Source organism: Neobacillus sp. DY30, assembly GCF_030123065.1.
Lineage (GTDB): Bacteria > Bacillota > Bacilli > Bacillales > Cytobacillaceae > Neobacillus.
Window position 1 is genome coordinate 5585852 of record NZ_CP126093.1, and the last position, 13141, is coordinate 5598992.

A 13141-nucleotide genomic window follows, 5' to 3' on the forward strand; every position below is an offset into this window, starting at 1 on the left:
CCTTTATTTTATCTAAAAAAAACCTTGTCGATATTGTACTTCGACTTCATTTCATTAATGATAAACGTTTCATAAATTTCTCTATGTACGGGTTCCTCAATCACACAAACCTCAATCCTTGTGACTTCATTTCGATGGTTTTTGATTGGAGAAACGGTATCCTCAAAATGCTTTTTGATTCTTGGCCGCAGTTTTCTTGCCTTCCCAACAAATAACAGCTCTTTATCCTTGTTATAAAACATGAAGATTCCACCCTTATCACGAGGGATAAGATGAAATTCAGTAAATCCAAAAATATTACTCATCTCTGGATTATCTTTTTTGGTAATCGTAACATCCGGCTTTGGAACGGTTATGTTAATCACGTAAGCTCACTTCCTCTTTCTACAGTGCTTTAAATGCTATCACATATCTACATATATTACTATATCCTGATATCCATCCTTTAGCCAAATTTAACAATAAAGTTCCTTTTTTTAACTCTTAATGGAAAGTTTCTGCATATACTAAAAAGGCAATCTCTAGGGGGTGTTCAGGATAACCAGTATTCAGGAAGTGAATGATGTCCTCTCCAGCCAGCACCATCCATTAGCCCAAAAGTGGCTTGTCAACGACCTTATCAAAAAGACTATTGCAGTGAGTTATGATTATTGGGTTGAAGATACCCAAATCCCAATGACCTTAGATGAATTTGTTTTACAGTATCTGGACCATGCAGAGTATCTGGGTGAAATGTTTGCTGACGATTAACCCCCCCAGATCTGCCCTTAACATTCATATAGTTCAATCGGCAGCCCATCCGGATCTTTAAAGAAGGTAAATTTCTTTAGTGTCCATGGGTCTATCCGTATGTCCTCTACTTCCACCTGCAGCCCTTTTAAATGCTGGACCTCCTCTTCAATATTGTCCACTTCAAAGGCCAAATGCCGTAAACCAGCAGCCTCCGGACTATTAACACGCGCTGGCGGGTTTGGAAAGGAGAACAACTCGATTTGGTACTGTCCATTTACCTCAAGATCCAGTTTATAAGAGTCTCTTTCCTCACGGTACACTTCCCTTATAGGCGTGAGGCCTAAAACGCGCACATAAAAATCCTTCGAAATTTCATAGTTCGAACAAATCACCGCGATATGGTGTATTTTCTTTACATTCATTTTCTCTCCTCACTTCTTTCACTAGTTTATTAAAGTATAACATCAGATAAAAATATATTTTCTGTCACCATGTCCTTTTTGCCTATTTTTTTATATATAAAGGGTGAAAGGAGGTGATAACGATGGCACAAGCAATTGTAACAGCGTCGAAGTTACGTTTGGTGTTCCAGGTGGGGATGGATGATGACGGCAAACCTATTCTTAAGGCAAAGACCTTCAATAATATCCAAAAATCCGCCACTCCCGGTCAACTTTTACAAGCAGCACAGGCTGTAATTAGTTTATCCAATGACACTCTCAGCAATATTGAGAGAGTCGAAAATGCAGAGCTACTAGCGTAATGGAAAAATAAAAATGATAGGAGGTGAATAAAATGGCTAAAACACTAGAGTTAGAGTTTGTTACCGAGTTTGGGAAACCGGTGCGTCTGTCGATTGAAAATCCGAAGGAACCGATTGACGAATCTGTCGTAAAGCCTGCGATGGAGGAAATGATCGCGTCTGGAGTGTTTACATCTACAAATGGTAATTTTGCTTCTGTAAAAGGAGCACGAGTGATTGACCGCAATGTTACGGAATATGAGATTGTATAATCGATGAGGAGGCCGGTTTCCCGTGGGAGCCGGTCTCTTTTCTTTTTAGTATACATTCATATTTTTTTCGTAAAGTTCGTCTTACCTGCCAAATTGGATTCTCTACCTGCGGATTTGGGATTCTTACCTGCATATATTCTCTTTTACCTGCCTATTCCCTTTGTTTATCTGCCTAATTAATTTCTCGCTCAGATTAAAATGTGAAAAAGCCATGCTGGGGCTTGGGTAGAGGTATCGTTTTTCCTGAATATGGATAATCCAATGTAAATTAAGCATAAATCCAAACTTGAGGTGCACTTTTCTGATTTCCATTTTTTAACTAAAACCACTTACCTGCCAATTTGTCTCCTATACCTGCGGATTTCAGACTCCTACCTGCATATTTTCCATTTTACCTGCCAATTCTCTTTGTTTACCTGCCTAATGAATTCCTCGCTCAGACCAAATGTGAAAAAGCCATGCTGGGGCATGGCTAGAGGTATTATTTTTTCCTAAACATGGATAATTCACCCTAAATTAAACATGAATCCATATTTAAGTGTGCATTTTTCCAATTTCTTATTTCACCAAAACCCACTTACCTGCCTATTTGTCTCCTATACCTGCGGATTTCAGACTCCTACCTGCCTATTTTCCTTTTTACCTGCCGATTCCCTTTGTTTATCTGCCTAATTAATTCGAGACCTAAGACCAACTAAAAAAAATAAGACCCGCCCCCATCCCAAGAGCAAGCCGCCACATTACTTCATTATAAAATACAAGACCATCATTAAAACCGAGACTCCCTGTCCAACGGCAAGCCCCATCAGCCACTTTTTAAACAGCCTTTCTCTCTTTACACTACGTTCAACACTCAGCTTCCACTTTTCATCCCACTTGTCCTGAGCATTTTTTTGAACCTGCACGACATTCTGTGTCAACTCCGCGATCTCCGCTTTGTACCTGTCTTCAACCGCCATAAACTCCTGCAGCATCAACCCTAAACGGTCGCTCACCACTTCATATTTCACATTCAAGGCGGAGGACTGCTCACTCAAAGCTTCCTGTACCTTCCTAATAGCAGTCAGTCCCTTTTCTGTTTCACCGATGATAAACTCCCGGTCCTCTTGCTGGAACCCTTTTACTTCTGCCAACAACTTTTCGGTTTTCTCAAGATTTTCCTGATACTGCTGATGCCAAAAAGCAATCTTCTTTTCCAGTACGAGAATATTCTCATCAAACCTTTCCATCCCGCGATGAAAAATTTCATTCTGAGGGTCGACCAATGCTTCCTTCAACCTGTCACTAACCTGCAAAGGAAAGCTCTGCATCGACCTCTGCATATTTTCAATCGATTCATAAACTTCTTCATTTAATGCGGCAATATTTTCTTCCCGGTCCTTCATAAGCTTTTTCAAATCATCATAAAAAAGTTCATTATTAATTTCCTTTAGTGATTGTATGACCTTTGTATATTTCTCATCCAATGTATTAGAAGTATTCATTCCCAATGATCCTTTCCGCTTGCTTTAATATAAGTTGGCAGTAGTGGTGATACACCCATCGCTCCTCATCAGATGCATTCTCCGCAAATAACTTATCCTGCCAGCGTGATACGGTTTTCACAAACTCTTCCTTTAACATATCATCCAGCAGCTTGGGTTCTAACAGTTCCTGATTCCGCTCGATCTCCTCGCTGCCCAGCTCATCCTGCAGTTCTAGCATACGCTTTTCGTTTATCTTTCTCTGTTCCTGAAGCTCATGCAGGTTCTCTTCTGCCTGCCTTTTGTGCTCTATCTTTTGTGTCCATAGCAGCTTAATGTCTTCTATACCCTTCTCCTTAAACTGATTAACCTGGCTTTCATAATAGCCATAAACAATATCGTTATTTTCTATTAACGTTTCCAGCACAATCCGAAAGTCCTCTTCAAAATTCCCTAGTTTTATATATTGATCAAGACCTCGACCATGCTTTAAGGAAAGACCAACTTGCGGCGGGTCCATTTTAAAATCAACCTTAGCGGCCGAATCAATGTTCTCCATACTCCGAGACAGCAACACCCAAATCGTTGAAAGCTGCCGCTGATAAAAGTCAACCAGTTCCATCTCCACCATTTGGTAGCTTTCCACTAACTTCGATATCTTCCGCTCCTTAAAAACCACCTGATCCTTTTTATCAAAAGTAAACTTGTCGTCCAAAAAAACCTGGTACTTTCCCAACTGAACCTTTTCCAACCCTTGCAGTTGGTCGGCGTAAAGGACAAGCTCCTTATCTAAAAACTCAATCGCGGTCTCCAAATTCTCGTGAGTTCGCTCATCTTCCGTCATACTAGCTTCAATCGTTTTAAGCTCCATCTGCTTTGATTTCAATTCAAGATTCTTCTGTTTACGAATGCTATACATGGAACTTTTCATATTCATAATCTGATTTTCAGCTGGACCTTCACCAGTTTCATACCACTGGCCATCAAGGTCCATAAACCGTTCATGAAATCGATCAATCGCATCGTAAATCCATTGATCCTTTTCATCTTCTAACTTCGTAAGCAAATCGGCGATCATGCTTCATAACCTCATTTTTTTAGATTCCGAATCCATTTCATTCCAAGAAAATTCATTGTATTTATTTTACTATATCTGCAGCCAGACTTCGACACTTCTCCGCAACATCACTGCTAATCAAACGTTTGATTAAAAACGTCACAAACCCTTTTAAAAAAGAACTCTAGCCTCGATTCTAGTAAATTTTTTGTCGAAAGAAATTGCTTCACCTGTGCAGAAACCTGAGCTTGTCCGAAAACATACTCCTCTTTAGGGAATTAGCACTAAATAGGCAGGAGTTGAATACTGTGTTAAAAAGCTTTTAAGGAGTGAATTTTCATGGATATCCCTGTTTCTGGCTTTATGTATTCCTCCGATGGATCAGACCCTATGCATTCCCACCGACTTTATATTACCTCTTGGGATGGCAGGCCTGTACATGTTCACAGCTTTAGCGGTATTACCTCTTTTGATGATGGTCACAGCCATCAATACGCTGGTACCACCGAACCAGCACCTACTGGGGTTCCGCATACCCACAGATATTTTACCTTTACTTCTGTTGATGACAGACATAGACACCAAATTCAAGGAGTAACCGGACCTGCCATTCCGCTTCCTAACGGCGGACATTATCATGAATTTAATGGAGTTACCACGGTTAACGGGCCACGGCCACATAGACATTATTATAGTGGAAGAACTAGTCTTTAAGATTTTTTAACAACAACAAAAAGGGAGCTTTCTAGTCAATAGAAATGGCTCCCTGTCAAAATTACCACCCACATTTACATCTAAATAAACAACCAAAGTTTCTGCATGGTCTGCGGTTAGTATAATCATGGTTTTGCTTTTTATCATGATCATAATAATCATTTCTCTTTTGATCACAGTCATTCTTCTTGTATCGATCGTATTTGTTATAGTTGTCTCGCTTGTTGCAGCCGTAATCATGGTGTTTATTATCCATGTCCTGCTTGTGGCAATCATCTTGATGTTGTTTCTTATTGCAGCCACAATCACGGTGTTTGTTATTCTTATCCTGCTTGTGGCAATCATCTTGATGTTGTTTGTACCATTTTTGCTTATTACAGCCACATCCACAGTGTTTGTCATTCTTGTCCTGCTTATGGCAATCATCTTGATGTTGTTTGTTCCATTTTTGCTTACTACAACCACAATCGTGTTTGTCATCCTTGTCCTTCTTGTTGCAATCATCTTGGTGGTGGTTGTTTTTATTTTGCTTCTTACAGCCACAATCATGGTGGTTGTCATTCTTGTCTTTCTTGTTGCAATCATCTTGGTGGTGATTGTTTTTATTTTGCTTCTTGCAGCCACAATCTTCGTGTTTGTCATGATTGTCCTGCTTGTGGCAATCATCGTGTTTGTCATGATTGTCTTGCTTTTTGCAGCCACAATCGTGTTTGTCATGATTGTCTTGCTTTTTGCAGCCACAATCGTGTTTGTCATGATTGTCTTGCTTTTTGCAGCCACAATCGTGTTTGTCCTTTTTATCCTGCTTCATACAATCATCATGCTTGTCATTCTTGTCTTGTTTTTTGCCGCCATCGTGCTTGTCGTTATGATCATGTTGATTGCCGCCATCGCGCTTATCGTTGTGATCGTGCTGATTGCCGCCACTATGCTTATCGTTGTGATCGTGCTGACTGCCGCCACTATGCTTGTCGTTATGATCGTGCTGACTGCCGCCACTATGCTTATCGTTGTGGTCGTGTTTTTCCTTATTGTCTTTGTGGTCTTTGCCATGATGATGCTTATGGTGCTTTTTCTTACCTGGCATTTACCTTACTCCCTTCCTAAAAAACCATTTTATATAGTTAGTTTATTAAGAAATGGAAAAATGGCTTGGACGAACAACCATCATAAGACTTTTTGTAGAACTTGCCTTAAAAAAACAAAACCTGAAAGGATCCAGAACAAAAAGAAGAATAACACGAATTTACATATGGAATATTGCAAATAAATATATACATCTCTTTATCTCGCAAGTGGAAATTTTTAAATGAGAGGTCCTACCACTGGATAGGGAAATCAGGAGGCATGATGAATGGGTACTTGTGAACTTTGTGAACGTATGGAGGTTGAGACAACTGTCCATCATCTGCTGCCGAAAGAGATGGGTGGTACATTTGGTCCGACAGCACATTTATGTATCCCTTGCCATAAACAAATACATGCACTTTATACTAATGAAGAAATTGCAGCACGCTTAACAACCATTCCTGAATTAAAAGAAGATCCCCAACTATCTCTCTTTCTTAAATGGATTCGGAAACAGCCTTCAACCAAAATCATGAAAATAAAAAAGTCAAATGAGCGGAAACGGAAGCGTTAGTCACCAACACACTCATGCTTGGTGCCTGTCACCAGGTTCTGCTTACCTGCCCAAAAATCCCTCTGTTTTAGCACCACACAAAAAACAAGGTTTCCCCTGCAGCGAAATCTTGCAGGGAAAACCCAATTTAGTATCTTTCTATTTGCGGTTTACACCAGCATAAAAACGATCTCTTACCCGTTTAAGCCTCGCATGATAGTTAAGAATATCCAACCTCGCCTTTTCCGCTTCCGGAGCAATCGGTCTAAGATTTGCAATATCCCAATAATCCACAATAACATCCAGCACTTGATCAAAATATTCAAGCGGCCCGTAATTGGCTTCCTTTGCAATGATAGACATCCGATCTTCAAAATCAGGCATAACCGTGCCAGGCATCTGAAAATTCTTAATTACATAACCGAGATAGTAGCAATAATTCGGTTCCAATTGCAGGTGTAACTTAATGACATCACGATAAAAAGCATAATGAAGCGTTTCATCCTTGGCGAGTCGTCTAAGCAGTGTAGCCAATTCTTTATCATGAGGTCCCGCCACTTTCGCAACATTATAATAAAAAACCATCGTCGCAAGTTCCTGGAGCGAAGTATAGACCATCGTCTCAAAAGGGGTATGAAAATCCGGCTCCCAGCCACCCTCAACGGTCTGTTTATGCAATTGACGAAGGCGTTTGGGATCTGCGTTTCTTGTAATTAAAAGATAAGTCTCCAAAAGGTTGGAATGCTGATCTTCTTCCGCTGTCCAGGTATGGACAAAATCCTTAATGACAGAAAGTGACCCTTTGAAGGTTTGATCTAAATGGGAAGTGAACCAAGGTAGATTAACCTCCGTTAAGAGAGCGGTCTCTACTGCGGTTACCACACCTGCCGGTAATGTTACCTGTTCAGGGTTCCAAGGTACTCTCCGGAAATCCTGTGCTTTATCCCAAGGCAAGAAATCATGATAGCCCCAATCGATTTTGGCTGCCCTTTTCTTATGTTCCTCGTATAATTCCTTTAACTGCGGCTCAAGTCTAAAGTCTAAATGATTCGTTAGCAACTAATACACATCTCCTTTTCGCTACTCTACCGTATTACTCTATTAAATCACAAAGTAAACAATATTCCGAATCAAAAGAGTGTTTAAAAAACAAATAGGTAATATGAAGGAAAAGTGATTCAACTGCAATTGAAGTCATTAGATAGGAGACATTATATTTTAGCAAAAGTTAATATAATAGAAAATTGTTGAATTATCTCTTAAATAGCATATTTCCCTCAATGATTGGCTGGATCTCTATAAAGTGAAAACAATATATCCGATTCTATAATCACGATTGTTTTCTGAAAAAAATAGCAGCCTGAGCCCTTGCCAATATAGAACTTAGCTGCTTACCTTTTCTTTTAATTTACTTTCTACTTGACTGGGATCATATTACTTTTCTTTTTTCTACCCCCTTTACAACCTTGTTTATATTCTTTCTCGTTTAAGGCAGGACTTTTCTCAAAAAAATTGGGACAGTTGTCCTGTCCCTATGTCCTATCCATTTAATTCGTGATTATTTCAAACCCGGTGCTTTTGTAATATCACTAAGTTTAGGATTGATGGCCAAGATTTTTGCATTGACATCTGTGATTCCAAATCAAGCCAATCTTTTTGTGTGCATACCCAAATAGTTTAGAGCGGGGTTTATTTCGTTTATTAAGAACTAAACGCCTCATAACGAACTTCTTTTAAGTGGGCTCCTTTTCCTGAAATGACAATACTTGTTCCTTTTTCTTTTTCATATGCCGTAAATGTTGCGACTTTTTCGCCCTTATTCACAAAGATTTCAACTGAATGAAGATCCACATAAAATTCTAGTGTGTTTTCTTCTTTGTTAAAACAGTCACGTATGGTAATGGGTTCACTTTCTCCATAATCAGAAGAAATCACAACTGAATTGGATGATGGATCCACACTCACGCGTGTTGCTGTTTTATCTTTCTTATTTAATTCAACAACAAACGATTCACTCTTAGATAAAAGTGATAGGGATAAATATCCTGTTCTTCCGCTTTCAATGTGCAAATCCTCATTTAATGAAACATGTTCATGAACAGCAACGGGTGTGAAATAATCGTCATGGCTAATATAGGCTTGTTGAATCAATGTGTTGTTTTTGATGTGTAACTTTCTTGGTAAACTCATCATGCCGTTATAGCCGTACTCTTTTGGTGGTGTTGCTTTTGTCCAACGATGCATCCATCCAATTAAAAGTCTCTCACCGTTTTGACCGTCCGTTGTTTGTGGTGCGTAAAACGTTGCATAATCTAACAAGCCCTTTGCCTCAGGAGTGAATGCTCCGTTTTCAAAATCCATGTGTCCAATCACATAAGACGTCTTTTTCTCTACTTCTCCGTCAAATTCAGGGTCGCATGGCATTTCTGAGAACATTAGCACATCTTTTCCGTCTAAGTGGAAGAGATCTGGACATTCTAGTAACGTATTTTCTTCAAATGCCATTTGAAATATTGAAGAATGAAAGCTCCACTGAAGTAAATCTCTTGATTGGAACATGATGATTTCACCACGACGTTTCGCGTTTCTTACCGCTAATACACAGTAGTATACCCCGTCACGCTCTACCACTTTAGGGTCTCTGAAATCACAAATGAGATACCCTTCTGGCAATTCTTTTTCGCCAATCACGGGATTTAATTTGGATTTCTCGAAATGGATACCATCCTCTGACACGGCAACACACTGACGTTCAGCAATTTGTGATTCATCTTTATCAAACCCTAAGTTAGGATCAATATGACCTGTATAAATGAGATAGAGCTTCCCATCCTTTTCAATCGCACTTCCAGAAAAACATCCGTTTGCATCATACGCTTTGTCATTGGCCATCGCTACGGGAAGGTACTCCCAATTGACAAAATCATTTGTTGTTGCATGACCCCAATGCATGTCATTCCATACAATGTCATACGGGTAATACTGATAAAAGAGCTGGTATTTCCCTTTGTAAAAGGAAAAACCATTTGGGTCATTGAGCCATCCGATTTCTGGTGAAAAGTGAAAAAGGGGGCGGTTATTTGTTTTATGTTTGTTTTCTTTGATATAGTCATTTGCTTTTTGTAGTCGATTCATAGAGCACCTCTTTTATTTAATTCCACTTTGCATGGAACCTTCCACAATGTATTTTTGGAAAATGATATAAAGAATAACAATTGGAATCGTTACGATGGTTAGTGCTGCCATCATGTGACTTGTGAAAATGTTATACGTGTCAGCAAAAACGGCATTAAGGGCAACTTGAATTGGCATCAAATCTGCGTTTGATAACGCCATAACCGGCCATAAAAAATCGTTCCATGATGCTAAGAACGTTAAAATTCCAACTGTAATATACATATTTAAGCTTGACGGCATGACGATTCTGAAAAAACATCCTACTTCACTTAGTCCATCGATTTTTCCTGATTCAATCAATTCACCAGGGAAGGATATGAAATGTTGTCTGAATAAGAAAATGTTCATCACATTGATAATAAATGGCAGCAAATAACCTGGAATCGTGTTGATTAATCCCATTTCATTTACCACTAAAAACAATGGAAGAATGGTCGCTTCAATTGGCACAATCATAAGAGCGATAATAAAAATTAAAATCCAATCTTTAAAAGGAAATTTAAATCTTGCTAGAGCATATCCTGCCAATGAATTGATGGTTAATCCTACAACCACTGTAACGGATGCATAAATCAAACTATTTCCAACGTTCTTAAAGATGTTATAAAAACCTAATAACTCCACATAGGAATCAAACGAAAGATCAGAAAATCTTGGAACAAAGGCAAAGATTGTATCAATATCTTTGTAAATCACTTCATCAATTTTAAATGAAGAAAGAATCATCCAAATAAGAGGAAGTAAAAATTGTAATGCCACAAGAGACGCCAGGATATAAAACAAGGTTTTCTTTACAATTTTCATGCTGCTTTCTCCTCTCTAAATAGCTTTTTAATAATAATTGAGATAACGACTAAGAAAATCGTGAATACTAATGTAATAGCACTTGCATATCCAATGTTTCGGTGACGGAATCCATACTCATAAATGTATTGCAAAATGGTAATCGTTGAGTAATCCGGACCTCCACCTGTCATAACCATCGGTTGAACAATAAGTTTAAACGCCTGAATCGTGGTGGTGATCACTAAAAACATCAGAATGGGTTTTAATGACGGAATGGTGATAAATAAAAACTTTTGGAACGCATTGGCTCCGTCAATGTCCGCTGCTTCATAAAGGCTTCCATCAATATTTTTAAGTCCTGCTAAAAAGATCATCATTTGATACCCACACCCTGACCATGCAGAGATCGCAATGATCGTATACATTGCTTGAGACGTACTTGAGAGGAAAGGCTGCTTTGAAATGCCAATATTTGCAAGGATTTCATTAATTAACCCAGATGTTGGGTTTAACATGACCGTCCATAGGATTGAGATAACAACAAGAGATAAAACAGCTGGAGAAAAATAGGCGGTACGGAAGAACCCTACGCCTCTGATTTTTTTGTTGACAATTAGCGCAAGTCCAAGTGCCATCGACAGTTGCAGAGGAACAACAAATACCACAAACTTAATCGTGTTTTTAAAACTTTGGATCAACACTTCATCTGTCATCATTCGCTTAAAGTTTTCAAGTCCATTAAATTCTTTGTCGTTTGGTTTTAATAAATAGTAGTCCGTAAAGCCGTACGTAAACGCTAAAATAATGGGTAATACAATGAAAAGAATCGCTAGAATTAAAGCAGGTGTTAAAAATCCGTAAGCGGACACGATATCTCTTGTTTTATAATGCTCGCTATGTCTGAAGTGTTCGGTTGTATTTCTCACTTTTACAAAACGTTTGATAAATTTCTTCATGGTTCACACCCCTTTTAAAAAAGAGTAAGAGGTGAGGTCCTCGCCTCACCTCTTACTTTTACAAACGATTATTTTTTGTACTTTGCAAATTCTAATTCAATTTTCTTCGCTGCATCGTCTAAATATTTCTTGATTGTTGCTTCATCTGTCGCTTTGTTTTGAGCGATTTTAAGAATGACGTCTTTTGCAAAGGTTTCAGAAAGATAAGGATATCCTGGTGATACAGGACGAGATTTATTTGTGTTTTCCACTTGATACTTTAATACTGTCCATGCATCGTTGTGATATGGGTTGTCTGTATTTGTATCAATTGCGTCCACGGAATTGATTCTTGTTGGAATAGAACCATTTTTAGCGAAATATTCCTTTGATGCTTCGTCGTTAGTTAACCATTCCATGACTTCAACGGTTTGCTTGATGCGATCTTCGTCTTCTTCTTGTCCGTTACGAACAAATGCCCAAGATCCTGATGGTGTGTATAACCCGTTCATGTTTTCACTCATTTTTGGATAACGAACCGTTTTGAATTTTAAGTCAGGGTAATTATTGATAAGCTCATTTACATACCAGAATCCGCTAACAGATAGTGCTGATTTTCCTGTATGGAATGTTTTTTCGGATTCTGTCGCACTAGCAAGTGCTGGTTCAGCGAATAATTGTGCATACTTTGTTAATGCTTCTACACTTTTGTCACTGTTTAATACGCCATCAACTGTGACACCATCTTCAGCGACGATGTTTGCATCATTTCCCCAAAGAAGCGGGGTAAAGTAGTATGTTCCTAATTCATAGGCACCTGCAGGAATGTCTGTTAGTAATAAACTTACAGCCACTTCATAATTTGCAAACGCTGGATCATCCGTCGTTTTTGCGAACTCGTCCACTTTTCTTGATAACTCAATAAATTGATCCCATGTCCAGTCTTGATCAAGTGAAGGAACTAATGCTTTTACATCTTCAGGTAATGCATTGATCATGTCTTCGTTATACATGATGGCTACGCCAGAGTCTGAATAACCCATTCCATAGAATTTCCCGTCCACTGTTCCTTGGTCGATGATCGCTTGCGTGTATCCATCTTTGAATCCTTCGCTCATGTATTCATCTAGTTCACCAAGTAATCCTGAATCAACGTAAGCCCCAATATCAGGTCCATCTAATGTAAAAATATCAGGCATGTCATTTGCTGTAATGGCTGCATTCAGTTTATCTATATATCCTGAACCAGCTCCTGCACGTGTGATGTTTTGTATTTCGACTTTAGGTCCTTTTGGATGAGCCTCATTGTAGCTCTTTACCCGGTCAGCAAACATCTTTCCTTCTGGATGATCTGCTGCGGCTTGTGTCCAAACTACAATTTTTTCACTGTTGCTAGTTTTGTCTGAACTACATGCTACTAACGAAAAGACTAAAGACAGAATTGATACAAATAACATTAACTTTTTCATACTTCTCCCCCTCGTTCTCTTAATACCCTATCAAGCGCTTTCATTATTGAAGTGTGAGTTCGTTTAGCGCTTTCATAAGTTAATGATAAGGTATTTAAAGCGCTTTCGATATGCGGCATTTTTCTAAAAAATGTTTAAATTCTTATTATTGAAAAAGAAAAACGTAAAGGTGC

At 38.8% G+C, this 13141-nt stretch carries 15 protein-coding genes; 6 read left to right on the forward strand and 9 right to left on the reverse strand.

The window, feature by feature from the left end; genetic code table 11:
- Window positions 1-8: 8 nt before the first annotated feature.
- Window positions 9-365, reverse strand: a complete 357-nt coding sequence (locus QNH29_RS27565; RefSeq protein WP_283862422.1) for a nucleotide excision repair endonuclease — start codon at window positions 363-365, stop codon at window positions 9-11.
- 163 nt (window positions 366-528) lie between these two features.
- Here QNH29_RS27565 and QNH29_RS27570 point away from each other — a divergent pair, with 163 nt between their 5' ends.
- A complete protein-coding gene (locus QNH29_RS27570) occupies window positions 529-750 on the forward strand; it encodes a hypothetical protein (RefSeq protein ID WP_283862424.1) in 222 nt (73 codons plus the stop codon).
- A 17-nt stretch (window positions 751-767) separates the two neighbouring features.
- On the opposite strand, the gene gloA2 is transcribed toward QNH29_RS27570, so the two are convergent.
- On the reverse strand, window positions 768-1154 hold the full coding sequence (gene gloA2, locus QNH29_RS27575; RefSeq protein WP_283862425.1) for an SMU1112c/YaeR family gloxylase I-like metalloprotein: 387 nt from the start codon (window positions 1152-1154) through the stop codon (window positions 768-770).
- Between the two features lie 122 nt (window positions 1155-1276).
- Here gloA2 and QNH29_RS27580 point away from each other — a divergent pair, with 122 nt between their 5' ends.
- Both QNH29_RS27580 and QNH29_RS27585 read left to right on the forward strand, forming a co-directional pair.
- Complete coding sequence (locus QNH29_RS27580) at window positions 1277-1495, forward strand: DUF1659 domain-containing protein (protein ID WP_283862426.1); 219 nt, start codon at window positions 1277-1279, stop codon at window positions 1493-1495.
- 32 nt (window positions 1496-1527) lie between these two features.
- The gene (locus QNH29_RS27585; RefSeq protein ID WP_283862427.1) at window positions 1528-1746 is read left to right on the forward strand and encodes a DUF2922 domain-containing protein; all 219 of its coding nucleotides are present in this window, start codon (window positions 1528-1530) and stop codon (window positions 1744-1746) included.
- A gap of 740 nt (window positions 1747-2486) precedes the next feature.
- Here QNH29_RS27585 and QNH29_RS27590 read toward each other — a convergent pair.
- Together QNH29_RS27590 and QNH29_RS27595 are read right to left on the reverse strand one after the other, a co-directional pair.
- A complete protein-coding gene (locus tag QNH29_RS27590) occupies window positions 2487-3230 on the reverse strand; it encodes a hypothetical protein (RefSeq protein ID WP_283862428.1) in 744 nt (247 codons plus the stop codon).
- Window positions 3217-4287 (reverse strand): hypothetical protein, encoded by a 1071-nt coding sequence (locus QNH29_RS27595; protein WP_283862429.1) that lies wholly within the window; start codon window positions 4285-4287, stop codon window positions 3217-3219. The genes QNH29_RS27590 and QNH29_RS27595 overlap by 14 nt, the downstream gene beginning before the upstream one ends.
- A gap of 318 nt (window positions 4288-4605) precedes the next feature.
- Between QNH29_RS27595 and QNH29_RS27600 the strand changes: the two genes are divergently transcribed.
- The 3 genes from QNH29_RS27600 to QNH29_RS27610 all read left to right on the forward strand — a co-directional run bounded on the left by QNH29_RS27600 (window position 4606) and on the right by QNH29_RS27610 (window position 6622).
- Window positions 4606-4980 carry a YmaF family protein gene (locus tag QNH29_RS27600; protein WP_283862430.1) on the forward strand — a complete coding sequence of 125 codons (375 nt, stop codon included), beginning with the start codon at window positions 4606-4608 and terminating at the stop codon, window positions 4978-4980.
- A 145-nt stretch (window positions 4981-5125) separates the two neighbouring features.
- The gene (locus QNH29_RS27605; protein WP_283862431.1) at window positions 5126-6250 is read left to right on the forward strand and encodes a hypothetical protein; all 1125 of its coding nucleotides are present in this window, start codon (window positions 5126-5128) and stop codon (window positions 6248-6250) included.
- Window positions 6251-6334: 84 nt separating this feature from the next.
- Window positions 6335-6622, forward strand: coding sequence for an HNH nuclease-like protein HlpB (locus QNH29_RS27610; RefSeq protein ID WP_283862432.1), 288 nt, complete (start codon window positions 6335-6337; stop codon window positions 6620-6622).
- Window positions 6623-6760: 138 nt separating this feature from the next.
- Here QNH29_RS27610 and QNH29_RS27615 read toward each other — a convergent pair whose 3' ends face one another.
- The 5 genes from QNH29_RS27615 to QNH29_RS27635 all read right to left on the reverse strand — a co-directional run bounded on the left by QNH29_RS27615 (window position 6761) and on the right by QNH29_RS27635 (window position 12968).
- Window positions 6761-7660: an acyl-ACP desaturase gene (locus tag QNH29_RS27615; protein ID WP_283862433.1), complete on the reverse strand. Its 900-nt coding sequence runs from the start codon at window positions 7658-7660 to the stop codon at window positions 6761-6763.
- Between the two features lie 642 nt (window positions 7661-8302).
- Window positions 8303-9736, reverse strand: coding sequence for a glycoside hydrolase family 32 protein (locus tag QNH29_RS27620; protein WP_283862434.1), 1434 nt, complete (start codon window positions 9734-9736; stop codon window positions 8303-8305).
- A 12-nt stretch (window positions 9737-9748) separates the two neighbouring features.
- The gene (locus QNH29_RS27625; protein ID WP_283862435.1) at window positions 9749-10582 is read right to left on the reverse strand and encodes a carbohydrate ABC transporter permease; all 834 of its coding nucleotides are present in this window, start codon (window positions 10580-10582) and stop codon (window positions 9749-9751) included.
- On the reverse strand, window positions 10579-11520 hold the full coding sequence (locus QNH29_RS27630; RefSeq protein WP_283862436.1) for a carbohydrate ABC transporter permease: 942 nt from the start codon (window positions 11518-11520) through the stop codon (window positions 10579-10581). Before QNH29_RS27630 ends, QNH29_RS27625 begins: the two co-directional genes overlap by 4 nt.
- A gap of 68 nt (window positions 11521-11588) precedes the next feature.
- Window positions 11589-12968, reverse strand: a complete 1380-nt coding sequence (locus QNH29_RS27635) for an ABC transporter substrate-binding protein (protein WP_283862437.1) — start codon at window positions 12966-12968, stop codon at window positions 11589-11591.
- Window positions 12969-13141: the final 173 nt, after the last annotated feature.